The 25,863-nt window shown below is 61.9% G+C and carries 25 protein-coding genes and 1 pseudogene; 13 read left to right on the forward strand and 13 right to left on the reverse strand.

What is annotated here, in order from left to right:
- The first annotated feature begins 1 nt into the window (after position 1).
- Positions 2-826 carry a phosphoenolpyruvate hydrolase family protein gene (locus FHT70_RS00195; RefSeq protein ID WP_183698257.1) on the forward strand — a complete coding sequence of 275 codons (825 nt, stop codon included), beginning with the start codon at positions 2-4 and terminating at the stop codon, positions 824-826.
- 35 nt (positions 827-861) lie between these two features.
- Here the strand turns inward: FHT70_RS00195 and FHT70_RS00200 are convergent, their stop codons facing one another.
- Complete coding sequence (locus FHT70_RS00200) at positions 862-1,725, reverse strand: NAD(P)-dependent oxidoreductase (protein ID WP_097599639.1); 864 nt, start codon at positions 1,723-1,725, stop codon at positions 862-864.
- A gap of 217 nt (positions 1,726-1,942) precedes the next feature.
- On the opposite strand from FHT70_RS00200, the gene FHT70_RS00205 reads away from it, so the two are divergent.
- The 3 genes from FHT70_RS00205 (at position 1,943) to FHT70_RS00215 (ending at position 3,785) form a co-directional block, all read left to right on the forward strand.
- On the forward strand, positions 1,943-2,410 hold the full coding sequence (locus tag FHT70_RS00205) for a universal stress protein (protein ID WP_097599638.1): 468 nt from the start codon (positions 1,943-1,945) through the stop codon (positions 2,408-2,410).
- A 134-nt stretch (positions 2,411-2,544) separates the two neighbouring features.
- Positions 2,545-3,459 carry a J domain-containing protein gene (locus FHT70_RS00210; protein ID WP_097599637.1) on the forward strand — a complete coding sequence of 305 codons (915 nt, stop codon included), beginning with the start codon at positions 2,545-2,547 and terminating at the stop codon, positions 3,457-3,459.
- 2 nt (positions 3,460-3,461) lie between these two features.
- The gene (locus tag FHT70_RS00215; protein ID WP_097599636.1) at positions 3,462-3,785 is read left to right on the forward strand and encodes a chaperone modulator CbpM; all 324 of its coding nucleotides are present in this window, start codon (positions 3,462-3,464) and stop codon (positions 3,783-3,785) included.
- An 11-nt stretch (positions 3,786-3,796) separates the two neighbouring features.
- On the opposite strand, the gene FHT70_RS00220 is transcribed toward FHT70_RS00215, so the two are convergent.
- On the reverse strand, positions 3,797-4,726 hold the full coding sequence (locus FHT70_RS00220; protein ID WP_097599635.1) for a phosphatidate cytidylyltransferase: 930 nt from the start codon (positions 4,724-4,726) through the stop codon (positions 3,797-3,799).
- Positions 4,723-5,400 carry a lysophospholipid acyltransferase family protein gene (locus FHT70_RS00225; protein WP_246721665.1) on the reverse strand — a complete coding sequence of 226 codons (678 nt, stop codon included), beginning with the start codon at positions 5,398-5,400 and terminating at the stop codon, positions 4,723-4,725. The genes FHT70_RS00220 and FHT70_RS00225 overlap by 4 nt, the downstream gene beginning before the upstream one ends.
- Positions 5,401-5,636: 236 nt before the next feature.
- On the opposite strand from FHT70_RS00225, the gene FHT70_RS00230 reads away from it, so the two are divergent.
- The 6 genes from FHT70_RS00230 to FHT70_RS00255 are packed head-to-tail and all read left to right on the forward strand — an operon-like array spanning position 5,637 to position 12,869.
- Entirely contained in the window at positions 5,637-6,623 is a 987-nt protein-coding gene (locus tag FHT70_RS00230; protein WP_097599634.1) for a BMP family protein, read from the forward strand.
- A gap of 8 nt (positions 6,624-6,631) precedes the next feature.
- Positions 6,632-8,044, forward strand: a complete 1,413-nt coding sequence (locus tag FHT70_RS00235; RefSeq protein ID WP_183698258.1) for an amidase — start codon at positions 6,632-6,634, stop codon at positions 8,042-8,044.
- Positions 8,041-9,573, forward strand: a complete 1,533-nt coding sequence (locus tag FHT70_RS00240) for an ABC transporter ATP-binding protein (protein WP_183698259.1) — start codon at positions 8,041-8,043, stop codon at positions 9,571-9,573. The genes FHT70_RS00235 and FHT70_RS00240 overlap by 4 nt, the downstream gene beginning before the upstream one ends.
- Complete coding sequence (locus FHT70_RS00245) at positions 9,563-10,612, forward strand: ABC transporter permease (protein WP_085781535.1); 1,050 nt, start codon at positions 9,563-9,565, stop codon at positions 10,610-10,612. The genes FHT70_RS00240 and FHT70_RS00245 overlap by 11 nt, the downstream gene beginning before the upstream one ends.
- Entirely contained in the window at positions 10,609-11,553 is a 945-nt protein-coding gene (locus FHT70_RS00250) for an ABC transporter permease (RefSeq protein WP_085781536.1), read from the forward strand. The genes FHT70_RS00245 and FHT70_RS00250 overlap by 4 nt, the downstream gene beginning before the upstream one ends.
- Before the next feature lie 26 nt (positions 11,554-11,579).
- Positions 11,580-12,869, forward strand: a complete 1,290-nt coding sequence (locus tag FHT70_RS00255; RefSeq protein WP_183698260.1) for an amidohydrolase family protein — start codon at positions 11,580-11,582, stop codon at positions 12,867-12,869.
- Between the two features lie 19 nt (positions 12,870-12,888).
- Here the strand turns inward: FHT70_RS00255 and FHT70_RS00260 are convergent, their stop codons facing one another.
- The 9 genes from FHT70_RS00260 to FHT70_RS00300 all read right to left on the reverse strand — a co-directional run bounded on the left by FHT70_RS00260 (position 12,889) and on the right by FHT70_RS00300 (position 21,595).
- The gene (locus FHT70_RS00260) at positions 12,889-13,668 is read right to left on the reverse strand and encodes a class I SAM-dependent methyltransferase (RefSeq protein WP_183698261.1); all 780 of its coding nucleotides are present in this window, start codon (positions 13,666-13,668) and stop codon (positions 12,889-12,891) included.
- An 81-nt stretch (positions 13,669-13,749) separates the two neighbouring features.
- The gene (gene msrA, locus FHT70_RS00265) at positions 13,750-14,259 is read right to left on the reverse strand and encodes a peptide-methionine (S)-S-oxide reductase MsrA (RefSeq protein WP_183698262.1); all 510 of its coding nucleotides are present in this window, start codon (positions 14,257-14,259) and stop codon (positions 13,750-13,752) included.
- Positions 14,260-14,339: 80 nt separating this feature from the next.
- Entirely contained in the window at positions 14,340-15,173 is an 834-nt protein-coding gene (locus FHT70_RS00270; protein ID WP_183698263.1) for an inositol monophosphatase family protein, read from the reverse strand.
- A gap of 106 nt (positions 15,174-15,279) precedes the next feature.
- Positions 15,280-16,356 carry an ABC transporter ATP-binding protein gene (locus FHT70_RS00275; protein ID WP_183698264.1) on the reverse strand — a complete coding sequence of 359 codons (1,077 nt, stop codon included), beginning with the start codon at positions 16,354-16,356 and terminating at the stop codon, positions 15,280-15,282.
- Positions 16,357-16,417: 61 nt separating this feature from the next.
- Positions 16,418-17,305: a carbohydrate ABC transporter permease gene (locus FHT70_RS00280; protein ID WP_183698265.1), complete on the reverse strand. Its 888-nt coding sequence runs from the start codon at positions 17,303-17,305 to the stop codon at positions 16,418-16,420.
- Between the two features lie 3 nt (positions 17,306-17,308).
- Entirely contained in the window at positions 17,309-18,217 is a 909-nt protein-coding gene (locus FHT70_RS00285) for a sugar ABC transporter permease (RefSeq protein WP_085781543.1), read from the reverse strand.
- Between the two features lie 65 nt (positions 18,218-18,282).
- Complete coding sequence (locus FHT70_RS00290) at positions 18,283-19,545, reverse strand: extracellular solute-binding protein (RefSeq protein ID WP_183698266.1); 1,263 nt, start codon at positions 19,543-19,545, stop codon at positions 18,283-18,285.
- 104 nt (positions 19,546-19,649) lie between these two features.
- Positions 19,650-20,549 (reverse strand): sugar phosphate isomerase/epimerase, encoded by a 900-nt coding sequence (locus tag FHT70_RS00295; protein ID WP_183698267.1) that lies wholly within the window; start codon positions 20,547-20,549, stop codon positions 19,650-19,652.
- Between the two features lie 11 nt (positions 20,550-20,560).
- The gene (locus tag FHT70_RS00300) at positions 20,561-21,595 is read right to left on the reverse strand and encodes a Gfo/Idh/MocA family oxidoreductase (protein ID WP_183698268.1); all 1,035 of its coding nucleotides are present in this window, start codon (positions 21,593-21,595) and stop codon (positions 20,561-20,563) included.
- Between the two features lie 109 nt (positions 21,596-21,704).
- Here FHT70_RS00300 and FHT70_RS00305 point away from each other — a divergent pair, with 109 nt between their 5' ends.
- Complete coding sequence (locus tag FHT70_RS00305; RefSeq protein ID WP_183698269.1) at positions 21,705-22,775, forward strand: substrate-binding domain-containing protein; 1,071 nt, start codon at positions 21,705-21,707, stop codon at positions 22,773-22,775.
- 38 nt (positions 22,776-22,813) lie between these two features.
- A pseudogene (locus FHT70_RS30655) lies at positions 22,814-22,940 on the forward strand (type II toxin-antitoxin system VapC family toxin); the annotation flags it as partial.
- An 18-nt stretch (positions 22,941-22,958) separates the two neighbouring features.
- Here the strand turns inward: FHT70_RS30655 and FHT70_RS00315 are convergent.
- The gene (locus FHT70_RS00315) at positions 22,959-24,293 is read right to left on the reverse strand and encodes an LLM class flavin-dependent oxidoreductase (RefSeq protein WP_183698270.1); all 1,335 of its coding nucleotides are present in this window, start codon (positions 24,291-24,293) and stop codon (positions 22,959-22,961) included.
- 282 nt (positions 24,294-24,575) lie between these two features.
- On the opposite strand from FHT70_RS00315, the gene FHT70_RS00320 reads away from it, so the two are divergent.
- Complete coding sequence (locus FHT70_RS00320) at positions 24,576-25,793, forward strand: SfnB family sulfur acquisition oxidoreductase (RefSeq protein WP_183698271.1); 1,218 nt, start codon at positions 24,576-24,578, stop codon at positions 25,791-25,793.
- The last annotated feature ends 70 nt before the right edge of the window (positions 25,794-25,863 follow it).

Consider the following 25,863-nt stretch of genomic DNA (forward strand, 5'->3'; position numbering starts at 1 on the left):
TTTGTCCCGTATCGATAGAAACGACATTCTGAACAAGCTTCGCCGCAAGATCGCCGAGGGCCGGCCGATCATCGGCGGCGGCGCCGGCACGGGCCTTTCGGCCAAGAGCGAGGAGGCCGGCGGCATCGACCTGATCGTGATCTATAATTCCGGCCGTTATCGCATGGCCGGGCGTGGCTCGCTGGCCGGCCTGTTGGCCTACGGCAATGCCAACCAAATCGTCAAAGAAATGGGCCGCGAGGTGCTGCCGGTCGTGCGCCACACGCCGGTGCTTGCCGGCGTCAATGGCACCGATCCGTTCATGCTGCCCGATCACTTCCTCGACGAATTGAAGGCTATGGGCTTTGCCGGCATCCAGAATTTTCCGACGGTCGGGCTGATCGACGGAACGTTCCGCGCCAATCTCGAAGAGAGCGGCATGGGCTTTGAGCTGGAAATCGACATCGTCGCCCGTGCGCACGCTAAGGATATGCTGACGACACCCTATGTCTTCAGCAGCGATGACGCCGCCGCCATGACCAAGGCCGGTGCCGATATCGTCGTCTGCCACCTCGGCCTGACCACGGGAGGCGCGATCGGCGCCGAAACGGCGCTGACGCTCGACGGATGCGTGGAGAAAATCAACGCATGGTCTGATGCCGCGAGGTCGGTACGCGACGACGTCATCGTGCTCTGCCATGGCGGCCCGATCGCCATGCCCGCGGATGCGGCCTACGTGCTGGCCCGTTGCAAGGGATGCAACGGTTTCTACGGCGCAAGTTCGATGGAGCGGCTGCCGACCGAGGTCGCCATCCGCGCGCAGGTCGAGGACTTCGCAAAGGTTTAGGCGGCTCGGTACGGGTTGCCGGCAGCGGCGATGAGCTATGGCATGACCATTGCGCCGGATGCTCGGTGGGAGCAAAGGATCTCGTCCAGCTGCGCGATGAGGGCGCGGCTGCCTTCCACATCCTCTGCCAGCCTGGAGAAGACATCCGCCATGGCTTGGAAGATGGCTGCTGCCGGATCGCCCGCACCGAGGAAATCGGCGATCTCCTGCATTTCGGCAACCCAACGATAGGCCTTCGGATACATGTCAGGAATGGATTTCGACAGCTTGCGGTCGAAGTCGGGCAGGCTTTCGGCGAGTTCGACCTTCAGGCTATCGGCAGCGCCCGAGCGGGAAGCGGCGAGAAGCATCGCGGCGCCGAGGCCGATAAATCCCTTGTTGATGCCGGCATAACACATCTTCAGTGCTGAAGCTGCACCAAGCGGTCCATCGAGACGGCGGACCTGCAAGCCGTAATCTTCGAGCAGTCTGCTGTGCTCTGCGCTGTCGCCGCTGACATAGATACTCGGACCTGATTTTCCGGCAACCGGCGGTCCTCCAATGATGGCGCCGTCCAGCACCGCCACGCCGCTGCCATCGAAACGGGCCGCAAGCACCTGCATCGTCTTCGGTGCAATGGCATTGAGGTCGATGAAGGGCGGCACCGGCGTCTTAGCTGATATGTCCGCGATCAGTTCGGCGACCTTGATTGCTTCGGCCGGCGGAACGATCGACAGGATCAGCTCGGCCTTGGCCAGCTCAAGGCGGCCTACCGGCACCATGCCGGCCGCCTTGGCTCGCGCGATCGTCTGCTCGCTCCGCCCTTCGAGACAGGTCAGCACCGTTGCGCCGTGGTCGATCAACCGTTTGGCGACAGCGCTTCCCATCGCGCCCGCTCCGATAATAGCAAAGTTCGGCATGTGGAACCTCGACGGTTTGACGGCGTCGCATGAGAGCTATCGCCGATCCGGTCGCCGTCAACTGCGACAATGCGGCAGAATTCGTGTCCTGAACCGCGATCATCCATTGCCCGCCCTCTTTCGATCGTCCGAGAGCGCGGCTTGACTTTAGTCAACGCAGGCGCTGTCGATAGCGCTATGATGACGGAAATGACTCGCCTCGAGGATATTGATCTCAATGTATCGCACCATCATCTGCGGCATCGGCATGGGCTCCAGACAGACGGCAAACCGCCTGCTGCGCCGGGCTGCGGCGCTGGTGGACGAAGGCGGAACCATTGTCGTCGTGCACGTCATTGAGAATATCCCGCACCGCCACCTGACCGACATTCCCGAAGAGTTCGAGACGGCTGCCATCGTCGATGCCGAGCGGAAACTTGCGTCACTGTGCAAGGATCTGGACATCCCGGCGATGATCGAGGTTCGCATCGGCCTTGCCGCCGCGCTGCTGGTATCGGCCGCTAGGGAGAGAGCTGCCGATCTCATCCTGCTGTCATCCCACGTGCCCGATATCACCGACTATGTCTTCTCCTCGATCGTCGAGAAGGTGGTGCGCCATGCCGGGTGCTCTGTTCTTATCGACCGGCGCCTGGACCATGCCGGTGAGGATGCTGCGGCTCAAGCAGAAAACGTCGCTTTGCTCTGATCCTGGCGAGCTTCCGCCGAACATGACACGGCCGGCTTTCGACGCTTGCGGGCATCCCCTCCCCGGCGGCGGCCTGGCAACCTATATCAATCCCAACCCAACCAGCAGTATTCACTGCCCGACCGGAGATGTACATGAGCCAGGATCCCTATGAGCTTCTGGGCGTGAAGCGGGATGCGACGCAGAAGGATATTCAGAGCGCGTTCCGCAAGCTCGCCAAGAAACTTCACCCCGACCTGAACCCCGGCGACAAACACGCCGAGGACAGGTTCAAGGAAATTTCGACCGCTTACGAGATTTTGAGCGATGAGGAAAAGCGCGGCCGCTTCGACCGCGGCGAGATCGATATGTCGGGCGCCGAGCGGGCCCAGCGCAGCTATTATCGCGACTATGCCTCCTCAAGCGGTCCCGACGATCCCTATCACAACAGTGCCGGCTTCGCCGATTTCGGCGATGCCGACGATATCTTTGCTAACTTCTTTTCGCGCCGCACCGGCGGTGGTCGGTCGCGGAGCCATGGTCAGGACCGGCGGTTCTCCATGGAGGTCGATTTCCTCCAAGCCGTCAACGGCGCCAGAACCGAAGTCAAGCTTCCCGATGGACCCGCACTTGAGGTGCAAATTCCACCGGGAACTCGCGACGGCCAGACCTTGCGGCTGCGCGGTAAGGGTGAGCCGGGCATCGGAGGCGGGCCGGCTGGCGATGCGCTGATCGAAATTCATGTGCGCCCGCATCGCTTCTTCACGCGCGACGGCGACGACATTCGCCTGGAACTGCCGATTTCGCTCAGTGAAGCGGTGCTCGGGGGCAAGGTTCGCGCACCGACGCCTTCCGGAGCTGTCAGCCTGACGCTGCCGCCGCACTCCAACACCGGTAAGGTCCTGCGTCTCAAGGGCAAGGGCGTTCCGAAACGCGGCGGTGGACACGGCGACGTCTATGTTTCGCTGAAGATCGTATTGCCCGATCGCCCTGACGATCGGCTCACGTCTCTTGTGCAGGAATGGGCGGCCGCACATCCATACGATCCGAGAAAGAACATGGAGGCCTGATCATGGATGATCTCGAATTCCGTCTTTACTTGAAAATCGACGTCGTCCAACTCGATTTCTGGATCGAACAGGGCTGGCTGATCCCGGAGACATCGAGCGGTCAGCGACAATTTCGCGACGCTGACGTCGCCCGCGCAAGGCTCATCCTGGACCTGATGGGAAATATGGGCGTCAACGAAGCTGGCGTTGATATCGTCATGGAGCTGGTGGACGAGCTGCATGGGCTGCGGGGAACGATGGCCAGGCTGATGACGGCCATTGGCAGACAGGAGCGGGATGTTCAGCGCCGGCTGTTCGAGATCTTGGAGGATCTCGATCGGTCTTGATTAGACGGCGCCTAGGTCGTGAACCAATAGCGGACGATATGAAAGAACAGCGGCGCTGAGAATGTGATGGAATCCAGGCGGTCGAGCACGCCGCCATGGCCCTCGATCACATAACCCCAGTCCTTGGCGTTGAGATCGCGCTTGATGGCCGAGAGCACGAAGCCGCCGAAGAAGCCAGCGACTACGATGACGGTGCTGACGGCTGCGGCCTGCAGAGGCGAGAACGGCGTCAGGCGATAGAGCAGCGTTCCCACCAGGATGGCCGATGCGCCGCCACCGAAGAGGCCTTCGAGCGTCTTCGATGGGCTGATGTTCGGCGAGAAGCGGTGTTTCCCCAAGAGCTTTCCCCAGACATACTGGAAGACGTCGCTGAGCTGCACCACGATGACGAGATAGACGAGCAGCAGGGCGGGCGGCGTGCCGGTCTCCAGCATCAGGAGCGCGGGGGCATGGCTGATCGAATAGACCGTCAGCATCAATCCCCATTGCACCCTGGCGGTGCGCGCCAGGAATTCGTTCACGTCGCCCGTCAGGGTCGCCACTGCCGGCAGGATTAGGAATGCATAGACCGGGATGAAGATCGAAAAGAGGCCGTACCATAGCGTCCCGAGCAGCACATATTGCACCGGCAGGACGACGAAGAAGGACAGGAACAGCGCCAGGTGATCGCCGCGCCGCGATGGCGTCAGCGTCCAGAATTCGCGCAGCGCCATGAAGGACAGGAATGCGAACAGGACGACCACAGCGGTGTCGCCGAGCAGGATCGCACCGCCGAATATCGCGACCATGATCCACCATGAGCGGATGCGGGCATTGAGGTTATGCACGGTGGCGACGGATCCGGGCTCGGTCGCGCGCCGCTGAAGGATGAAACCAATAGCGGAGGCGACGGCCAGCAGGCCGAGGATTGCGGCAAGCACGATGGAGAAAAAGCTGCTCATGCGATGTGCTTTCCGTCCGCTAACTCGATGACTGCTGCACGGGCGCGGGCCAGGAATGCGTCCTTTCCTTCGCCCGGTTCGACGCGCAGCGGCTTGCCGAACCGGGCCGTGCAGGTGATCGGCACGATCAGCCAGCTTCCCTTCGGCAGGATGCGCTGAAGATTGTCGAGATGGATCGGCACGAGATCGACATCGGGGAACCGGCAGGCAAGGCGATAGATGCCGCTGCGGAAAGGGGCGATCTCATCGTTGGCGCTTCTCGTGCCTTCGGGAAAGATCAGGACCGAGCACCCCTCCTCCAGCAGGCGCTCGACCGGCTCCAGCGGGTTGCTGTCGGGCAGAGGCTTGCGGTCTATCAGGACGGCGCGCAGGCCTTTCTCGGCAATGAAACGCCGAAAGGCGCTCGTTCCCCAGTAATCGCGCGCCGCGACCGGGTGGGTCAGCCGTCGCACCGGCCACGGCAGGGCAGCCATGACGGCAACAGTATCGACATGGCTGTTGTGATTGGCGAAATAGATGCGGCGGCGAAGGTCGGGCGTACAGCCCCGCCACTCGCTTCGGGCGCCGACCATGATCCGCACGAACAGCACGAGAAGGCGACGGACGAGGGCGATCGCCCAGGACGACGACCGGCTCGCGATCGGCCGCCGCGAGGCGTCTTCTTCTTCACCCATTTCAATTTCCCCAACCCAACGGTTCTATGCATAGCCTGCCGGAGTTGTCGCGCCAAGCCCTGCAGATCCGGCCCGAGAAGCGCGGCGGCACCGGGCATGCAGACCTAGGACGTCTCGTTCATTCAGCCAGGCTGCTGCGGCCGATTAGCCTGATTTTTGGGCCGGTTCACTGCTTGACACGTTTTTAGGCGCTACTATGATTTTTGAACCAGCTGGTAAAAAAAGGGGAACAATCAATGACCAAAGACATGTTGATTTCACGCCGGGCAGTGATCGCCTCGGGCATTGCGCTTGGCGTCAGCGGCTTCGCCCCGCTAGCAAGGGCGGCTGCGCCCCTGAAAGTTGCCGGCATCCATGCGTCGCCGGTTGAAAATGCCTGGAACTCATGCCTGCACAAGGCCCTCCAGGACGCGGCCAAGGACGGAGTCATCGAATATGTCTTCTCCGAAGGCGTCTCAGGCACCGATTATCCCCGCGCCATGCGCGAATATGCCGAACAGGGCAACAAGCTGATTATCGGCGAGGCCTATGCCGTGGAGAAGGAGGCCCGTCAGGTCGCGGCCGACTATCCCGATACCGCTTTCGTGCTTGGTTCGAGCGGCGAGCAAGCCGGCGACAATTTCGGTGTTTTCGGAACCTGGAATCACGACGGCGCCTATCTCGCTGGCATGCTTGCGGGCAAGATGACCAAGTCGAACATCGTCGGTTCGGTCGGCGCCATTCCGATTCCCGAGGTCAACATGCTTATCAACGCCTTCGCCGCCGGCGTCAAGGCGGTCAACCCTGATGCAAAACACCTCGTCGCATTCATCGGCACTTTCTTCGATCCGCCGAAGGCCCGTGAAGCTGGCCTTGCCCAGATCGACGCCGGCGCCGACATCCTGTTCGGCGAACGCATCGGCACGGCCGACGCCGCCAAGGAACGCGGCATCAGGTCGGTCGGCTCGCTGATCGATTATACGCCGCGTTATCCGGATACGGTCTTCGCCAACGCCATGTGGTACTTCCGTCCGATCCTGAATGCCGCGATCGCCGATGTCGCCGCCGGCAAACCGGTGGGCCGGAACTACACGTCCTACGGCCTGATGAAGGAAGGCGGCAGCGATATCGTCTTCGTCAAGGGCGTGGCGCCTGCCGAGGCGGAAGCCGCGATGGAAGCCAAGCGCGCGGAGATCAAGGCCGGCACCTTCGAAGTTCCGAAGATGATGGACGAGCCGAAGTAGTTCGGTCCATGCAGGGCGACGCAACGGAGCTGGCGGCAGCGATCAGGCGCGGCAGCCTGAGCGCTGCGGAAGCGATGCATGCCGCCATCGATATGGCTGCCCGGCAGGAACCGCTCGGCGCCATTGCCTATCTCGATCGTGCCATGGGTCTAGCCTCGGCGCATGCGTGCGACCGGGAGCGGCGGAGCGCGCCGGATCATTTCTCTGCCCGGCCCTTTGCCGGCGTGCCGACCTTGGCGAAAGATCTTGGCGGTCCCTTTCGAGGACTGCCGGTCACGGCGGGTTCCCGCCTGTTGGAAAGAAAGGGCGGCGAAACCGATTCCGATCTCGCTTCCCGCTTTCGCGATGCCGGCTTCTGCCTGTTCGGCCTGACGACGAGCCCGGAATTCGGTCTATCGCTCGCCAGCGAACCGGCAATTGGACCGGTCTGCCGCAATCCGCTCGATCCGGCGCGCACCGCCGGCGGTTCGTCCGGCGGCGCGGCGGCAGCGGTTGCGGCCGGCATCGTCGCGATCGCCCATGCCACCGACGCCGGCGGCTCGATCCGCGTGCCGGCCGCCTGTTGCGGCCTCGTCGGACTGAAGCCGACCCGCGGCGCCATTCCCGGCGGTCCATCCTTCGGCAACCACCTCGCCGGTATTGCCAGCGAACTGGCGGTCTGCCGCTCGGTGCGGGATACGGCGCTGATTTTCGACCGGTTGAGCGGCAATTCGCGCGGACCCGTTCCGGATCCCGCCCCCACCGATATCGACAACGGCCGTCTGCGGATCGGCCTGCTGACCGATACCGGGCCGACCTATCCGACCGAGGGTAGCCGGCTTGCCGCCGTCGAAGACGCGGCGCGCATGCTGGAGAGCGACGGACACGTCATCGTTCCTTTGGCGTGGGCCGATTTCGAATGGAGCGTCGCCGCCAGCGGCCGCGCCTTTGCCGATATCGTTTCCGTCAACCTTTCCGCACTGATCGAGGCAGCGGGTCTTGAGGAAAGCAGGGCCGAGCCTCTCACGCAGGCTTTCGCGGCCCGCGGCCGGGCGCTTTCGGCGTCCATGCTCTGGAACACGCTGAACGATGCCGTTCTGGTGAGCCACGCCCTTTGGGCACTGTTCGACAAGGTCGATTGCATCCTGATGCCGATGCTTGCATCCGCGCCTCTTGCGATAGGCTCCTTTCCGTCCGATCATGCCGACACGAATTTGCATCTCGAACGCATGGCGGCATTTGCGCCGCTTGCCTGTCTGGCCAATATCTCAGGTTTCCCTGCTTTGACGCTCCCTTTCGGACAGGATGAGCACGCCATGCCGCTGCCGGTGCAACTCATAGCGTCGATGGGCCAGGAGCCACGCCTCCTGTCGCTGGCGGCACGCCTGGAGGCCGAGGCGCGATGGCAGCACCGTTTTCCGGTCGCAGGATTAGTGACATGACCGGGCCTGTTCTGGAAATTATCGGTGTCAGCAAACGCTTCGGCGACAATCTCGCCAATGACGATATTTCCATGACGCTCGCGAGGGGCGAGATCGTGGCCCTGCTCGGCGAGAATGGTGCCGGCAAGACGACGCTGATGAGCATCCTTTTCGGCCATTACATGCCGGACGCCGGGCGAATTCTGATCGAGGGCGCGGAGGTGCCGCAGGGAAAGCCACGCGCGGCGATCCGCGCCGGTGTCGGCATGGTGCACCAGCATTTTTCGCTCGCCCCCAATCTGACGGTCCTCGAAAATGTCATGACCGGTACTGAAAAACTGTGGTCCTGGCGGTCGGCAACATCGGCGGCGCGCAAGAAGCTCCTGGCGATTTCCGAACGCTTCGGCCTCACCGTCGATCCGGAAGCCCGCCTTGGCGATCTGTCGGTCGGCGAGCAGCAGCGGGTGGAAATCCTCAAGGCGCTCTACAACGACGCCCGCATCCTGATCCTCGACGAGCCGACGGCGGTGCTGACCAACATCGAGGCCGAGCGACTGTTCACGACGCTCAAGGAGATGGCCCGCCAGGGCCTGTCCTTGATCTTCATTTCGCACAAGCTCGATGAGGTCATGGCGGCGGCCGACCGCATCGTCGTCTTGCGCGGAGGCAAGATGGTCGCCGAACGCAGGGCATCGGACACCAGCAAGGTGGAGCTTGCCGAATTGATGGTCGGACGCCGCGTGACACGGCCCGTTCGCGAACCATCGACACCCGGCGCCGTTGTCCTCGAAGCTGCCGGTGTAACGGTGCGCACGGGCGGGGTCGACCGGCTGAAATCGATCAGCTTGCGGCTGCATCAGGGAGAGGTCCTCGGCATTATCGGCGTTTCCGGCAATGGCCAAGCGGCGCTGGCGCATGTTCTGTCGGGAACGCTGGCGCGCAGCGCCGGCGAGCTCAAGCTGTTCGGGGAAACCATCGGCAATCTCGGCGTCGCCGATGTCGTCGAAGCCGGCATCGGCCGCATTCCCGAGGACCGCAACCACGAGGGTGTGATCGGCGAAATGGCGATCTGGGAAAACGCCGTGCTGGAGCGGATCGCCTCGCCGGCCTTTTCGCGCCGTGGTCTCGTCAACCGCAAGGCCGGCATGGCTTTCGCGAGGGAGATCATTGACGGATTCGACGTTCGCGGCGGCAGCCCGGCAATTCGCACCCGGCTGCTTTCCGGTGGCAATATGCAAAAGCTCATTCTCGGGCGCAGCCTGTATCGACGGCCGCGTATCCTGATTGCCGCGCAGCCTGCCCGCGGCCTCGACGAAGGTGCAGTCGCCGCCGTGCACGCACGCCTGCTCGAAGCCCGCCGGCATGGAACCGCCGTGCTGCTGATCTCGGAGGATCTCGACGAGGTGATCGCACTTGCAGACCGCATACAGGCGATCGTCGGCGGCCGGCTGTCGCCGCCCGTCGAGGCTGAAGACGCCGACGCCCGCAGGCTGGGGCTGATGATGGCCGGTGAATGGCAGGAAACTCCAGGGGCCGGCCATGCGATTTGAGCGCCGCGAGCACCGCCCGCTTTCCCTGCTGATATTCACGCCTGTCGTTGCGGTCATCGCAGCGCTGGCTCTGGCGGGCATCCTGATCGCGATTGCCGGCGCGCCCGTTCTCGATGCCTACCGGCGCATCCTGACCGGCGCCTTCGGCTCGCGGCTTTCGGCGACCGAAACACTGACGCGGGCAACGCCGCTGATGTTGACCGGGCTTGCGGCCGCCGTCGCCTTTCGGGCGCGGCTATGGAATATCGGCGCCGAGGGCCAGTTCTACCTCGGCGCCATCGCCGTCGCTGCGGCGAGTTCGAAGCTACTTGGCAATCTCCCCGCGCCCATCCTCATCCCGCTCCTGCTGCTGATCGGCGCCGTCGCCGGCATGGTGCTGATCCTGGTTCCGCTGTGGCTCAGGCTGCGCTTTTCCGTCGATGAGGTCGTCACCAGCCTGCTCCTGAACTTCATCGCCGTGCTTTTCGTCTCGATGTTGATCGACGGCGTTCTCAAGGATCCGCTCGCCTTCGGATGGCCGCAATCGCAATCCGTCAGCGATCACGCCATGCTGCCGAAACTGCTCGCCCGATCGCGCCTGCATATCGGCTTTGCGATCGCGATCGCTCTTGCCGTCGTCGTCCATTTCGTCCAGTCCCGCACCGTCTTCGGCATGCAGTCCCGCGCTGCGGGCCTCAATCCGGCCGGTGCGGTCTTCGCAGGCGTGCCCCTCGGCAAAACGCTGGTGAAGGTCGCCTGTCTCTCCGGCGGGCTTGCGGGGCTCGCCGGCGCAATCGAGGTGATGGGCGTCAAGGGTTACGTGACGACCGATCTGTCGCCCGGTTTCGGTTACGCCGGCATCGTCGTCGCCATGCTTGCCAACCTCAATCCGCTCGGCGTCGTCTTCGCCGCGATTTTTACGGCCACCATGTTCGTCGGCGCCGACGGCATGAGCCGTGGCCTCGGCATTCCGACCTATATCGCCGATGTGACGGTGGCGCTGTCGCTGTTGACGATGCTGATCGCGTTGTTCTTCACCCAGTACAGGATCCGGCGATGACGCAATTGTTCGACATTATCGCCTCCGCCGGCCTCTGGGCGGCGATCCTGCGGATCGCCACGCCGCTGATCTTCGGCACGCTCGGCGCCCTGCTGTGCGAACGGGCGGGCGTGCTCAATCTCGGCATCGAAGGCATCATGACCTTTGGGGCGATGATCGGCTGGCTTTCCGTCTATCATGGCGCCGATCTCTGGACCGGCCTGCTGATTGCCGCGATAGCCGGCGGCGTCTTCGGCCTGCTGCATGCGGGGCTGACAGTGACGCTCGGCCTCTCCCAGCATGTCTCCGGCCTCGGCGTCACGCTCTTTGCGTCAAGTTTCAGCTATTATGTCTTCCGGCTGATCGTGCCGCTTGCCAACACTCCGCCGACCATCGCGCCGTTCCAGCCGATCGCCATTCCCGGCCTCTCGACGCTACCGTTTATCGGCCCCGCCTTCTTCACGCAAACCGCGCCGACCTATCTTGCGATGCTGATCGCCCTCTTGATGGCCTACATCATCTTCCGCACGCCCGTCGGGCTTGCGATCCGCATGACCGGCGAGAACCCGCATGCGGCGGAAGCGCAGGGCGTCAACCCGATGAAGGTGCGTTACGGCGCAGTCATTATCGGCAGCGCGCTGATGGGAATGGGCGGTGCTTTCCTGACCTTGTCGGCGTTCAACAGTTTCTTCCCGACCATGGTGCAGGGACGCGGATGGATCTGCATCGCGCTCGTTGTCTTCGCCTCCTGGCGCCCGGGCCGCGCGCTTTTCGGCGCCCTGCTCTTTGCCTTCTTCGATGCCTTTCAGCTTCGGCTGCAGACCGTGCTGAGCGGGCTCGTGCCTTATCAGCTCTTCCTGATGACGCCCTATATCCTCTCCATTGCCGCGCTTGCCGTGATGGCCCGCCGCGCCCGCGTTCCGCAGGCGCTCATGCAGCCCTATCGCCGCGGCGAGCGCTGAGACCGTCCACATCCAACGAGGCTCCGATGTTCGATCTGATCGTCCGAAACGCAAATCTTCCCGATGGCCGCAGCGGCATCGACATCGGCATTGAGGGCGGCAGGATCGCTGCCGTCGAGGGTAATCTCCAAGCTCAAGCCGGCGAAGAAATCGACGCCACCGGCAGGCTGGTCAGCCCGCCTTTCGTCGATCCTCATTTTCATATGGACGCTACCCTGTCGCTCGGCCTGCCGCGCATGAACGTCTCCGGCACGCTGCTCGAAGGTATCGCGCTGTGGGGCGAGCTGCGCCCGATCGTGACGAGGGAAGAGCTGGTCGATCGTGCGCTGCGCTATTGCGATCTGGCGGTGACGCAAGGCCTGCTCTTCATCCGCAGCCATGTCGATACCAGCGATCCCAGGCTGGTGACCGTCGAGGCGATGATCGAGGTCCGCGAAAGGGTCGCGCCCTATATCGACCTGCAACTGGTCGCCTTTCCGCAGGACGGTTATTACCGTTCGCCGGGTGCAATCGACGCACTCAACCGCGCCCTCGACATGGGCGTCGACATCGTCGGCGGCATTCCGCACTTCGAACGGACGATGGGCGAAGGGACGGCCTCGGTCGAGGCGCTCTGCCGCATCGCTGCCGATCGCGGCCTGCCGGTCGACATGCATTGCGATGAAACCGACGATCCGCTGTCGCGCCATATCGAAACGCTGGCGGCTGAGACCATCCGCTTCGGCCTGCAGGGACGTGTCGCAGGCTCGCATCTGACCTCGATGCACTCGATGGACAATTATTATGTCTCTAAGCTCATCCCGCTGATGGCGGAGGCTGAAATCAACGTCATCCCCAATCCACTGATCAACATCATGCTACAGGGCCGGCACGATACTTACCCCAAGCGCCGCGGCATGACCCGCGTGAGGGAATTGATGGATGCGGGGCTGAATGTCTCCTTCGGGCACGATTGCGTCATGGATCCGTGGTATTCGATGGGATCGGGCGACATGCTGGAGGTCGGCCATATGGCGATCCATGTCGCGCAGATGGCCGGCATCGACGATAAGAAGAAGATCTTCGACGCGCTGACAGTCAACTCGGCGAAGACGATGGGACTTGCAGACTACGGCCTGGATAAGGGATGCAACGCCGACCTCGTCATCCTCCAGGCGCGCGACACGCTGGAGGCGCTGCGGCTGAAGCCGAACCGGCTGGCGGTGATCCGCCGCGGCAAGGTCATCGCCCGCTCGGCGCCGCGCATCGGCGAGCTTTTCCTGGATGGGCGTCCTTCCCGGATCGACGGCGGCCTCGACTACGCACCGCGCTATTGAGACGCAATACGCCTGCATACTATCCCGCCGCGCGGCGAGCTGTGATGATCCAGGCGCGGGAGTCGAAAAACACTCCCTCCGGCGTCCTATGCGCCTCGAGCAACTCGCGCAGACGCTGCAGCGGTTTGCCAGGCGGTTCATCGGTGTGTGCAAGCGCATCCTTCACCAGATAGAGGCCGGCGAGCGCATCAGACGCCGCATCGACGTCCGGTCCATAGAAGACAGGCTCTCGCAGGTCGGCAAAGTCGATCGACGTGAAACCTGCGGCGCTCAAAAGGTCCTTGGCTATGGGAGGATCGCCAAGCGAAAACGGGTCGGGACCACCTGCCGAAACCACAGTTCCCGGTGCCAGGGCCTGCCGGATGGCGCCAGACCACTCGTTACGCTCTTGGCTTTGCCACACCATCCACACAAGACGCGCGCCCGGACGCATTGCCCGGCCGATATTGGCAAAGGCCGCCGCCGGATCGGCAAAAAACATCACGCCGAACCGGCTGATGCAGAGATCGAAGCTGGCAGCCGGAAAGGCGTGAAATTGCGCGTCTGCCTGCTCGAACACCACATTTCGCAAACCCTCGTCAGCACTCCGTCGCCTTGCGATCTGGAGCATCTCTACGGAAATATCCACACCGACCGCTTCTCCTTGGGACGCGGCGCGGGCGGCTTCACGCGTCGTCTGCCCCGCACCGCAGCCGATATCGAGCACCCGGTCATCCGCGCCGACATCGGCAGCATCCCGAAGGTGCCGGTTATGGCGCGCCAATTCTGCATCGTAAAAATCGGCACGATCGAACGCCATGACACTGACTCTGCTTCGCGTGAGCTTCGATCATCGGTTTGATGAGAATGCCGGAGTTCCTCCCGGCATCCATGAGCGGTATCAGGCGATCTTCTGGCGGGTCGGCAGTTTCCAGCCGGGCCGGACGAAGTGGCAGGTATAGCCGTTCGGGATCCGCTCCAGATAATCCTGGTGCTCGGGTTCGGCCTCCCAGAAATCGCCGGCCGGCACGACTTCGGTGACGACCTTGCCGGGCCACAGGCCCGAAGCATCGACATCGGTGATCGTCTCTCTAGCGACGCGCTCCTGCTCCGGGCTAACATAGAAGATCGCCGAGCGATAGCTCGTGCCGACGTCGTTGCCCTGGCGGTTGCGTGTGGTCGGATCGTGGATCTGGAAGAAGAATTCGAGGATTTCGCGGTAGCTGATCCGGGCGGGGTCGAAGATGATCTCGATCGCCTCGGCATGGGTTCCATGGTTGCGGTAGGTGGCATTCGGCACATCGCCGCCAGTATAGCCGACGCGGGTCGAGATCACGCCCTTGTAGCGGCGGATGAGGTCCTGCATGCCCCAGAAGCAACCGCCGGCGAGCACTGCACGTTCTTCGGTCATTGGAGGTCTCCTTGTTTGCCATGAGATAGTGTCTCACGTCGCCGATTTCCATAAAATGGAAATCCGCCGGCCGCGGCGGCTTATGTCCTAATCTGGAAACCCTCCCTGAGCCAGGGATGCAGCGCCCTGCTGGCGGCTAGGATGTCTCCAGCGCCGTCGACTGTCGCGCCGGAAAAACGTGTGACTATCCCGCCGGCCTCTTCGACCATCAGCGCCGAGGCGCCGAAATCATGGATCGAGAGGCCGTCCTCGAAGAAGCCGTCCAGCCGGCCGCAGGCGACATAGGCGATCGACAGCGCTGCCGAGCCCAGGCGACGCACGCCTGCCGTATTCGCCATAAGGCGCTTGATGGCTTCGAAATAGCTGTCTTCCGCCACCGCCTTGACCTGGCCCGGGATGGGCAGGCCGGCGCCGATCAGCACGTTCTCGATGTCGCCGACATCGGCGCAACGGATGCGCTCGCCATTGAGATAGGCGCCGCCGCCGATCTCGGCGCTGAAGAGCTCGTCCTGCATGGCATCATAGACGACGCCGACCACCTGCCTATTGCCTTCGGCGATCGAGATCGTGATACCGAAATGCGGGAGGCCCCAGGCGTAATTGGTCGTGCCGTCGATCGGGTCGATGTAGATGATCGGCGTCTCCGGCCCGGCCGTGCGGTTGCCGACAGCCTCCTCGCCCTGGATGGCATAATCGGGAAAGGCCTTCGTCAACTCCTCGACGATGATACGCTCGACGGCGACATCGATCTCGGTCTGGTAATCGCGGGGCGCCTTGGCCAGCATTTCCCCGGATGCCCGCCGCCGTAGGGAGGCTCGGGCCGTCTCGCCCGCCTTCAACACCGTTTCGGCAAGCACGATGAGGCGGGGCGACGCGTTCGGGGAAAGGCGCGCTGATGTCGGGGAGGATGCCATGAAGAAAATCCGGTTGCTGCAGATATGAACGAAGTGAATCGTGCGGAGCCACTCCCTTCGCAGAGACCGGTGAGGGTTTTTTGAAGCTGTCCGCGCCTGACGGGTCTTATATCAGGCGCTCGGTCGATGCGTCAAAGAGATGGACTTGGGCCGGATCGACCGATAGTCCGATCATCTCTCCTGGTCTGACCTTGTCGCGCCGCGTCTCGACGATCGTCAGTTCCGGCTGCGTCGCTGCGACGATGAAGGTCGAGGAGCCTGTCGACTCGACAAAGGCGATCGGCACGTCGAAGCTGCCCTGCCCGGGCGCGACCACCTCGATATGCTCCGGCCGGATGCCGGCGACGAGCTTACGTCCGGGTTCGACCACGCGTGCTATCGCAAGCCTCTGCTTCACCGCTCCGAAATCCAATACAAGGCTCTTGCCGTCTTCGGCAGCGACGGCGGGAATGAAATTCATCGCCGGCGAGCCGATGAAGCCGGCGACGAAGCGGTTGGCCGGGCGGTCGTACAGGTCAAGCGGCGCGCCCTGCTGTTCGATGATGCCGTCACGCATGACAACCACATGATCGGCCATCGTCATCGCCTCGACCTGGTCGTGCGTGACGTAAACGAAGGTAGCGCCCAGCCGGTCGTGCAGGGCGCGGATTTCCTTGCGCATCGAGACACGTAGCGCAGCATCAAGGTTGGAAAGCGGCTCGTCGAATAGGAAGGCCTGGGGATTGCGGATAATGGCGCGGCCCATGGCGACGCGCTGCCGTTGGCCCCCGGAGAGCTGGCGCGGATAACGGTCGAGCAGCCGGGAAAGACCGGTGATAACAGCGACTTCCTCGGCTTTCTGTTTTGCTTCGGCCTTAGGGACGCCGTGCATTTTCAGTGAATAGGTCAGATTCTGTTCTACCGTCATATGCGGATAGAGGGCGTAACTCTGAAAAACCATGGCTATATCGCGTGCCCGCGGCGGCACGTCGTTCATCACCTTGCCGGCAATCTTCAGCGTACCGCCGGTGATTTTTTCCAGCCCGGCAAGCGAACGGAGCAACGTGGACTTACCGCATCCGGACGGGCCGACCAGCGCCACGAACGTGCCCTTGGGAATTGAAAGGTTGACGTTCTTAAGCGCGTGAAAAGCACCGTAGTGCTTCTCGACGCCCGAGAGTTCGATTTGGATGTCCTGGCTCATACCGAAAACCTTGCTGGCCCCCAAACGGGACCGATGAGATGGTCAAGGGTGAAAAACGTGGTCACTTGACCGCTCCGGCGGCGATGCCGCGTGTTAGGGTACGCTGGAAGATCAAGAAGAAGATCACGGTCGGTATTATACCCAGGAAAGCGGCCGAGGCCTGCAGCACCGGGTCCGACATGTTCTGTCCACGGGTAAGGCCCATGGCAACCGAGACCGTCTGGTTGTTGTTGGACACCAGCATGACGAGCGGGATCAAGAATTCGTTCCAGGTCCAGATGAAAAAGAAGGTTCCGAGGACCATGAGCGTAGGTCTCAGCACCGGGACGACTACGAACCAAAGCGTTTTCCAGTGGGTCGAGCCATCCATCTCCGCCGCTTCAAGGATTTCCTTGGGAAAGGTACTCAGCACGGTCGAGAGCAGGTAAGTCCCAAAAGCGCTTTGCAGGACCGCAAAAATGATGATCACGGAAAGCTGTGTATCGTAGAGGCCGCTCGCTTTCGCCATGTAGTAAAGCGGGTAAATGATAGACTCCTGCGGCACCATAATGCCGAGAAGAAAGACCACCAAAATCACGCGCGACCCCGGCACCTTGCCGACGCCAATCGCATAGGCGTTGAACAGGCTTATCAGTACCCCCAATACCGATACGGAGAGACTGATCACCACACTGTTGAGCAGCTTGCGGCTGAAATCAGACACCGTCCAGAATTTCTCGATCGCCGTGAGATCGATCGACCTGGGAATCGAAAGCGGTCCGCCGACTGCGTATTCGGCGCTCGCCTTGAAGGCGTTGAGCAGAGCAAGGAAAAAGGGAAAGAGCGTAAAGGCGAGGAGTAGAATAAGGATCGCCAGCACCACCCACCGCATGGGGTCGCGTCGCGCGCCATCGGCTGCCGCCGTCGCCTTTGCCTTGGTCTTACCATCGCTGAGAACTGAGTAAGCCATGATCTACCCCTTCGACTCCTGCCGGCTCTGGAAGCGTAGGAAAATCACAGCCAAAGCGATCGTCAGAGTCGTCTGCACGACCGCGATAGCTGCGGCATAGCCGACGCGTTGGGTTGTGAAGAAGTGGTAGTAGGTCAGATAGGATGGCACCAGGGTCGAGTTGTCGGGGCCGCCGGCGGTGATGACAAAGATTGGCGCAAAGACTTTCAGCGCTGCGATAAGCGTGGTCAGCACGACGACGAAAATCTCCGGCGCCAGGAGTGGGATCGTGAGTGTCACCAGCCGGCTCCACCAATTTGCCCCGTCGAGGTCGGCAGCCTCGTAGAGAGACGGGTCGATGCGCGAAAGACCGGCCATGAAAACCACCAAGCAATAACCGACCTGTATCCAGACAATAACGAGCGAGACGGCAGCAAGCGCGTATGTCGCATCGCCGATCCAGTTCTGGGCAAGATTATCAAGGCCGATGGCCTTTAGCGTGATGTTGATGACACCGACGGGGTTGAGAATCCAGCCCCAGAGCACGCCCGCGACCGTTACTGGCAGGATCTGCGGCAAGTAAAAACCGGCCCTGAAGAAGCTTGAGACCCATTCCCCGAATTGGTCCCTGACATAGTCGAACAGCAGAGCGGCCAGGACCAGGCCGATGCACACGGGTATCACGGTCATCGAGACGATGAACAGCAGCGTGTGATACATCGATCCCCAGAATTGATCGTCCGCAAGTAGGCGATGATAATTCTGCAGGCCGACCGGTCGCGGCGTGCCAACGCCTTTCCATGCCGTGAAGCTCAGCCCGATATTAGCAAGCTGCGGTATGAGCACGATCAGAATGAAGCCGATCACCCCCGGGATGAGGTAGAGGCTATAGCTTTGTGACCCGTCGCTCGATCGCTGGCTGGATATGGCCATGTCATTCTTCCTTCAGCCTACCACAATGGGCTGCGCCGGAGCGCAGCCCAGCGTTCAAGGTCGCGCTACTGGTTCTCCTGCGCGTCGTCGTAGACCTGCTTGATCTCTTCGACGAACTGCTCCGCAGTCAGACTGCCCTGGAAGAGGCCGGTGTCTTTCTGATTGAGCACGTCGTAGTAGCCGGGGACCGGCCAGTCAGGATAGAAGCCGAGGCCGTTTTTGTCAGAGATCTGCTTGAAAACCGCTGCGGCGTTCTTGCCGATGGGATTGGTGATGGCGGAAAGATCAGCGGCGATCGGGACGCCCCCCGCATTGCCGAGTTCAGCTTGGTACTTCGGCGACAAGGTCAGGCTGATCCACTCGGCGGCGAGGTCGGGATTCTTGCTGCTCTTGGGAACGACCCAGAGATTGCCTGTCGAGCCGACAGAATATTTCGGCGTCGGAATCACGAACTGACCCCACTTGAAGTCCTTGATCGTCGAGGCAAAGGTGCCGAGATTCCACGTGCCCGAGACGTACATCGGTGCCTTGCCGGAGGTAAACAGCAGAGCAGCGTCCGGGTCCTTCATGCCCGTGGAGTCCTTGCTGATGTAGCCCTTGCCAACCCAGTCGACCAATGTCTGCGCCGCATAGAGGTAAGGCGCGCCGTCGAGAGGGGCCTTTAAACCCTGATAATTCTGGATCCAGGCGTCATCGGCCTTGGTGTAGGCGAGAGAGGCAAGCAAGTGCTGGCCACTGGTGTCGATGGCGCCGAGCGCGAGAGGCGTGATACCTTTCTGCTTGAAGGCTTCCAAGTCAGCGACCCACTCTTCAAGCGTCGTCGGCGGCTTGAGGCCCGCCTTTTCGAACATGTCAATATTGTAGAAGCACGAAACATATTCGCCGAAAACAGAGACGCCCCAAACAGGGCCGGAGCCATAGATGCCCTTTTCGTCATAACGGCTTAGGACAAAATCGCCCTCGTTAAGGATCTTGTCCCAGCCCTCCTTCTTCACGTAGTCATCCAGATTGGTCAGCAATCCCTGGCTTGCAACCAAGCCAGCGGTCGCATTGCCCTTGTTGTACTCGAGCACGTCAGGAGCCTGGTCGGAATTGAGGATCATGCCGCCTGAGGCCTGCAACTGCTGAAAGGTCTTCTGCTCAAAGCTGACGGTAATATCAGGATGTTTCCCCTTGAACTCCTCGAGCGCCTTCTTCCAGACAATGCCCTGAGCCGTGGTCGGCTCCTCGAACCACCAGATCTTGAAGGTCTTCTGTTCGGCATGGCCGATCGATGTCATCAGCATCGCCGTGCCGAGTGCTAGCGCAAGTGTTGCAATTCTTTTCATGCCTTCCTCCCAAAAAAGCGGCTGCGCCGCGAAAAGACAAGTTAGTCAGTCATGGCGCCCCGCCCGGCCTCCCAGCCCGGCGGCGCTCCATTTTAGGCGGTTGATCAGGGATCAACAATGAAATCTCCGCCCCGGCATTTCTTTAGATAGTTGAGCCCGTGAACCTGGCCAGTCATCTCAAGTTCGTCGCGATAGACCGGGTCGTGCCAGCCCTCGATGTCGATCGAGCCGGACCAGCCGGCAAGGCGCAGCTCGGAAATGATGTCGGTCCAGTTGCTGTCGCCAAAGCCCGGCGTGCGCATGTAGACGAACTTCTCCTTGCCGAAGATGCCGTGTTCCTTGATGACCTCCCAGCGGATGGTCGCGTCCTTGCCGTGGACGTGGAAAAACTTGTGCGCCCATTTGCGGATCTGCGGCATGGGATCGATCAGATAGACCATCTGATGGCAGGGCTCCCATTCCAGCCCGATATGATCATCCGGCGTCTCGTTGAAGATCAATTCCCAGGCATCCGGGTTGTGAGCGATGTTCCAGTCGCCACTCGCCCAATTGCCATCCATGGCGCAATTCTCGAAGGCGATCTTGACGCCCTTGTCGGCGGCGCGTTTGGCGAGTTCGCTCCAGATCTCTTTGTAGCGCGGCAGACTGTCGGTCAGCGGCTTGCCGCGAATGCGTCCGGTGAAGCCGGCGACGCAGGTGGCGCCGAAATGATGAGCGTTGTCGATGCAGTCCTTCCAGCCCTGCAACGTCTCCAGGTCGATCGCGTCCTCTTCCAGTGGGTTGCCGAACATGCCGAGCGTCGAAATGGTGATGTCGCGGTCGCCGATCGCGTCGAGGCAGCGCTTGCCGAGCTCGGCAAGGTTCTGTCCCTTCGTCGTCTGCCAGAAGAACGGTTCGAAGCTCTCGAAGCCCAGCTCGGCAATCTGGCCGATGCGTGTGGCGGCGTCGCCCTTGTTGCCGCTGACCATGGTGCCGATGCGAATGGATTTTGCAGGATTGCTCACGTCAGTTGATCCTATGCTGAAATTTCAATGCGCCGGCCTATCCTGGCGCTTTCGATCGCGCCGAAGACCATCGCAAGGCTTCTGATATTGTCGGAATTGACGGTCTCGGGCTGATTGCCCGTGCGGATCGCCGCGATGAAATCGGCAATGACGCTGGCGTGGCCGTGGGTTTCCTCGTCATGTTCTGGACCGGGAACGTTTACGGAAACAAAGCCGCGCAACAGACCCGGCTCCTCGCCGGCGACGGCGGCCTTGAAATTCTCTTCGCCGTCCCAGGTCAACATTCCCTTCGAGCCGACGAGACGCCACTGACTTTCCCAACTGGTGCGCTCACCCTCGGCGCACCATGAGCCGCGATAGGTGAAGACGATATCGTCGGAAAATTCGAAGATGGCGTTTGCCGACGCGCCATGCCGGTACCAGGAACCCTTCGGATTGCGTTCGACGCAATAGACGGCGAGCGGCTTCTTGTCCGCGACGTAGCGGGCGGCATCGAAGGTGTGGATTGCCATGTCGAGAAGCAGCACATTGTCCATCTCCTCGCGGAAGCCGCCAAAATGCGGCGCGAGGAAGAAATCGCAATGAATGCCGGTGAGTTCGCCGATTGCACCGCTGTCGACGAAACGGCGCAGGCGCCTGATCCCCGAAATGAAGCGGCGGTTTTGGATGACCGCGTGGATGCGGCCGGTCTCGGCGGCGAGATCGATCAGGGCGGCCCCCTCGGCGAGCGAGGCGGCCATCGGCTTTTCGCTCAGCACATGGCAGCCGGCCTTCAGCGCCGTCGAAACGACATCGTAACGGGCCGCTGGAATGACGATATCGAAGACGAGATCCGCCTTCGTGGCAGCGATGACCTCGGACAGGTCAGAGCCGATGACGGCACCTTCCAGATCGAACTCGGCGGCGAGCTTTTCTGCCGTCTCCCGATTCAGGTCGACGAGGCCGACGATGGCGATGGACTCTGCGAGTTGAGGCTTGGAAGCGATCGCGCGCAACCAACCTTTGGACATAGCTCCGCACCCGCACAGAATGGCACTGAATTTCACGATTTCCTCCAAGAGAATGGCGCCAACTCTCCTCGTGACACGCATTCCGTAAACGTTTACGACTGTAGGCGAAAACATTTTACGCTGTCAATAGAGGCGAAATGCGAAAATGCGGAGCAGAGGAAAAGCGCCAGCAGCGAGAGGCATCCGCCAGCTTGCCGAACACCTAAATATCTCGATCGGCACGGTCTCCCGCGCGCTGAACAACAAACCTGACGTGAACGAGGAAACCCGCCGGCGCGTGCTGGCGGCGGCCGAAGACCTCGGCTACGTCGCCAATCAGTCGGGACGGAGCCTTCGACAGGGAGAAACGAAGGTTATCGGCTTGATGATTGAATCCAGCCAGGAAGTGGTCGAAAATGCCGACAACTTTTTCCTTGGGGTTACCAGCGGGCTGCAGCATTGCTTTGCCCGCCATAAGCTCGACCTCCTGATGCTCCCCTGCCCGGCCGATGAGGACCCGCGCGAATATCTCAAGCGGATGGTGGCGCGACGTGTCGTCGATGCGATGATCATCTCCAACACGCAGCGAATCGATCGGCGTATCGATCTTCTCTCGCGCGCGAAGATTCCCTTCGTTGCTGTCGGCCGCAGCCTTTCGCCCGGCAAGTTTCCCTGGGTCGATCTCGATTTCGAGGGCGTCGCCGAACGTGCTGTCGAACGGCTGGTTGCGCACGGCCATCGCCGGATCGCCATCACGGCGCCGTCGACCGAGGCCAATCTAGGCTACCTCTTTGTCGACAGCTATCGCCGTGCGCTCGAACGGCACGGCATCCGTTTCGATCCGTCGCTCGTCATTCGCGTCAAGTCGAGTGAACAAGGCGGCTACCACGCAGCACATGAACTGCTGCAGCTTGAAGACCGGCCGACCGCAGTCATCTTGATCTACGAGATTATGGCGATCGGCCTCTACCGGCGGCTGATAGAGTCGGGTGTCCTCCCCGGTCGCGACCTCGCGGTCATAGGTTTCCGCGATGCCCCGCGCGCACGCTTCCTGCAGCCCTCGCTCAGCTGCTTCCGCATGTCGCTCCATGATCTCGGCATCGCGATCGGCCAGACGCTTCTCGCCAGCATGCCGGCCTATCGCGGGCTCTATCCGGATGGCGGCCGCAACATCATCTGGCCGCTCGAACTGTCACCGGGAGAAAGCGACGCGTTTGAGGTCGCAGCCCCCGTCTGAGCGCCTCGAAACTCAGATAGCACAGACAAACGCCCCTCTGCAGACGCGATGATCGCTGCCACTGCGCTGGAACACGGGCTGAAACTGGTTACGCGCAATATCGCCGACTTCATCCCTTTAGGCGTCGAATGCATCGATTCCTGGCGTTTTGAAACGCCGGACTGAGCATCCCGCGGCCGTGCCTCATGCAGGTGCAGCGAAAAAGCGATTTTCCGGCCGCGGCAATCCGAGATGCTCGCGCAGCGTCGTGCCTTCGTATTCGCTGCGGAACAGGCCGCGGCGCTGGAGCTCCGGGATCAGTCTTTCGGTGACATCTATCAGGCCCTGCGGCAGATAGGGGAAAACGACGTTGAAGCCGTCCGAGCCTTCTTCTTCCAGCCAGCGTTCCATCTCGTCGGCAATGCTTGCTGGCGTGCCGACGAAGGCGAGGCCGGCATAACCGCCATAACGCTGCGCCAGCTGGCGAACGGTCAGCTTCTCCCCGGCGGCGAGCTTCAGCACCTGTGCCCGGCCAGTCTTGCTGGCATTGGTGTCGGGAATATCGGCCGGCAGCGGCGCGTCGGGATCGAAGCCGGAAACATCATGGCCGAGCGCGATCGACAGCGAGGCGATGGCGCTGTCGTAATGCACAAGGCTGTCGAGTGTGGCGCGTTTGGCGCGGGCCTCCTCGATGCTGTCACCGACGATGACGAAGGCGGCCGGCAGGATCTTGAGATGGTCGCGATCACGGCCGATTGCTTGCATGCGCCCCTTGATATCGGCATAGAGCGCCTTGCCCGCGGCCAGGTCGCGCGGCGAACAGAAAACCACTTCGGCGGTCTCGGCTGCGAGCTGACGGCCGGGATCGGACTGGCCGGCCTGCACGATGACAGGCCAGCCTTGCGGCGGGCGGGCAATGTTAAGCGGCCCGCGAACGCTCAGTTCCTCGCCCTTGTGGTTAAGCACGTGCATCTTTTCCGGATCGAAGAACAGGCCGCTTTCCCGGTCTCGGATGAAGGCATCATCGGCGAAGCTGTCCCAAAGACCGGTCACGACATCGTAGAACTCGCGCGCACGATGATAACGCTCGCCATGCTCCACGTGCTCGTCTAGGCCGAAATTGAGCGCGGCGTCTGGATTGGACGTGGTGACGATGTTCCAGCCGGCACGGCCACCGCTGATATGGTCGAGCGAGGCAAATCGCCGGGCGATGTGATAGGGCTCGTCGAATGTGGTGGAAGCGGTCGCGACGAGGCCGATGCGCTCCGTCACCGCCGCCAGCGCGGACAGCAGCGTGAACGGCTCGAAGGAGGTCACGGTGTGGCTGCGCCTCAGGGCCTCGACCGGCATATTCAGCACAGCGAGGTGATCAGCCATGAAAAAGGCGTCGAACTTCGCCCGCTCCAACGCCTGCGCGAAGGATTTCAGGTGTGCGAAATTGAAGTTGGCGTCGGGATAGGAGCCGGGATAGCGCCATGCGCCGGTGTGCAGACTGACGGGACGCATGAAGGCGCCGAGGCGCAACTGCCGTGGGGTCATGATGTTCCTCATGGATTGGGCACGGCGGACGCCTGCCCCGGATCTCGGATACGTAGGAATGCGATGAAATCAAATCGAGGCCGCAAGCGGCATTTTCAGCCGCAAACTTTGCCGGCGTTCCAAGTGGCACCGCAGCGCGACCCTTCCTTCCAAACCGTAATGGCGCGGGCGGGAGGCTGATAAGCAAACACTTTTTATTTTCGATCACATCTATAGAATTTGTACTCTTATCTCGGCGCCCGATTTCTTTCACCGATAGCATCGTCAGAATTGGAGGCTTCGATGAACAGCGTGCTGAGGCAAGCAGACCAGATTCGGCCAGTGGCCGCGCGTATCGGCAGCGACGAGGAGGCGATCGCCACCGCTCGGAAGCTGGCGGCGCTCTTTGCGGCGCGTGCCGCCGAACGTGACGCCGACCGGATCCTGCCTTTCGCCGAACTCGACCTCCTCGCCCAGTCCGGACTTCTCGCGATCACCGTGCCCGCGCAATTCGGCGGGCTCGACGTTTCCAACGCCGTGCTTGCCGAGATCACTGCGATCCTGTCGGAGGCCGACGGTTCGATCGGCCAGATCCCGCAAAATCATTTCTACATTCTCGAGTCGTTGCGAACCGATGGCAGCGAGGAGCAGCAGCGCTATTTCTTCGGCCGCGTACTGGCCGGCGACCGCTTCGGCAATGCGCTTTCCGAGCGCGGCACCAAGACCGTCGGCCACTACAATACGCGCATCACCCGCGACGGGCCCGGCTACCGGATCAATGGCCGCAAATTCTATTCGACCGGTGTCCTCTTCGCCGACTGGATCACCGTCTTCGCGCTTGATCCGGAAGACCGGCTGACCATGGCTTTCGTGCCGAAGGGCACCGAAGGCGTGGAAATCGTCGACGACTGGGACGGCTTCGGCCAGCGCACCACCGGCAGCGGCACGACGATCCTCGACAATGTCTATGTCAACGCCGATTCCGTGGTTTTCCATCACAGGGGCTTCGAGCGGCCGACGACAATCGGCTCGGTGGGGCAGATCATCCACGCGGGTGTGGATCTCGGCATCGCGCGCGCGGCCTTCGCCGCAACACTGGATTTCGTCAGGACGAAATCGCGCCCCTGGATGGATAGCGGCCTCGATCGCGCCTCAGACGATCCTCTTACGGTCGCCAAGGTGGGGCAGATCGCCATCCGGCTGGAAGCGGCGACGGCACTGGTGGAACGTGCCGGTCACAAGGTTGACGCCGCGCAGATCGAGACGACGGAGGAAAAGGTGGTCGAGGCGACACTTGCCGTTGCCGCCGCCAAGGTGCTGACAACCGAGGTGGCGCTCGAGGCTTCCAACACGCTCTTCGAACTTGCCGGCACCTCGTCGGTACAGATCGGCCTCAATCTAGACCGTCATTGGCGCAATGCCCGCACCCATACGCTGCACGATCCCGTGCGGTGGAAGTACCATGTCGTCGGCAACTATCACCTGAACGGCGTCAGGCCGCCAAAGAACGGCGCGCTCTGAATTCGAGCCCCCAACAAAAAACCCACCGCCGGCGCGCCGGCGGTGGGCTTGCTTTCTGGCGGGCGTGGTC

The organism is Rhizobium sp. BK049, from assembly GCF_014193135.1.
Classification (GTDB): domain Bacteria; phylum Pseudomonadota; class Alphaproteobacteria; order Rhizobiales; family Rhizobiaceae; genus Rhizobium.

Bases quoted from the DNA above. Each gene is read 5' to 3' on its own strand.
- msrA (WP_183698262.1), bottom strand. From the start codon at position 14,259: ATGACCGAAGAACGTGCAGTGCTCGCCGGCGGTTGCTTCTGGGGCATG.
- FHT70_RS00235 (WP_183698258.1), top strand. From the start codon at position 6,632: ATGCAGGGCGACGCAACGGAGCTGGCGGCAGCGATCAGGCGCGGCAGC.
- FHT70_RS00290 (WP_183698266.1), bottom strand. From the start codon at position 19,545: ATGAAAAGAATTGCAACACTTGCGCTAGCACTCGGCACGGCGATGCTG.
- FHT70_RS00255 (WP_183698260.1), top strand. From the start codon at position 11,580: ATGTTCGATCTGATCGTCCGAAACGCAAATCTTCCCGATGGCCGCAGC.
- FHT70_RS00205 (WP_097599638.1), top strand. From the start codon at position 1,943: ATGTATCGCACCATCATCTGCGGCATCGGCATGGGCTCCAGACAGACG.
- FHT70_RS00275 (WP_183698264.1), bottom strand. From the start codon at position 16,356: ATGAGCCAGGACATCCAAATCGAACTCTCGGGCGTCGAGAAGCACTAC.
- FHT70_RS00250 (WP_085781536.1), top strand. From the start codon at position 10,609: ATGACGCAATTGTTCGACATTATCGCCTCCGCCGGCCTCTGGGCGGCG.
- FHT70_RS00200 (WP_097599639.1), bottom strand. From the start codon at position 1,725: ATGCCGAACTTTGCTATTATCGGAGCGGGCGCGATGGGAAGCGCTGTC.
- FHT70_RS00280 (WP_183698265.1), bottom strand. From the start codon at position 17,305: ATGGCTTACTCAGTTCTCAGCGATGGTAAGACCAAGGCAAAGGCGACG.
- FHT70_RS00315 (WP_183698270.1), bottom strand. From the start codon at position 24,293: ATGACCCCACGGCAGTTGCGCCTCGGCGCCTTCATGCGTCCCGTCAGT.
- FHT70_RS00285 (WP_085781543.1), bottom strand. From the start codon at position 18,217: ATGGCCATATCCAGCCAGCGATCGAGCGACGGGTCACAAAGCTATAGC.
- FHT70_RS00270 (WP_183698263.1), bottom strand. From the start codon at position 15,173: ATGGCATCCTCCCCGACATCAGCGCGCCTTTCCCCGAACGCGTCGCCC.
- FHT70_RS00225 (WP_246721665.1), bottom strand. From the start codon at position 5,400: ATGGGTGAAGAAGAAGACGCCTCGCGGCGGCCGATCGCGAGCCGGTCG.
- FHT70_RS00215 (WP_097599636.1), top strand. From the start codon at position 3,462: ATGGATGATCTCGAATTCCGTCTTTACTTGAAAATCGACGTCGTCCAA.
- FHT70_RS00260 (WP_183698261.1), bottom strand. From the start codon at position 13,668: ATGGCGTTCGATCGTGCCGATTTTTACGATGCAGAATTGGCGCGCCAT.
- FHT70_RS00240 (WP_183698259.1), top strand. From the start codon at position 8,041: ATGACCGGGCCTGTTCTGGAAATTATCGGTGTCAGCAAACGCTTCGGC.
- FHT70_RS00210 (WP_097599637.1), top strand. From the start codon at position 2,545: ATGAGCCAGGATCCCTATGAGCTTCTGGGCGTGAAGCGGGATGCGACG.
- FHT70_RS00320 (WP_183698271.1), top strand. From the start codon at position 24,576: ATGAACAGCGTGCTGAGGCAAGCAGACCAGATTCGGCCAGTGGCCGCG.
- FHT70_RS00245 (WP_085781535.1), top strand. From the start codon at position 9,563: ATGCGATTTGAGCGCCGCGAGCACCGCCCGCTTTCCCTGCTGATATTC.
- FHT70_RS00230 (WP_097599634.1), top strand. From the start codon at position 5,637: ATGACCAAAGACATGTTGATTTCACGCCGGGCAGTGATCGCCTCGGGC.
- FHT70_RS00305 (WP_183698269.1), top strand. From the start codon at position 21,705: ATGCGGAGCAGAGGAAAAGCGCCAGCAGCGAGAGGCATCCGCCAGCTT.
- FHT70_RS00220 (WP_097599635.1), bottom strand. From the start codon at position 4,726: ATGAGCAGCTTTTTCTCCATCGTGCTTGCCGCAATCCTCGGCCTGCTG.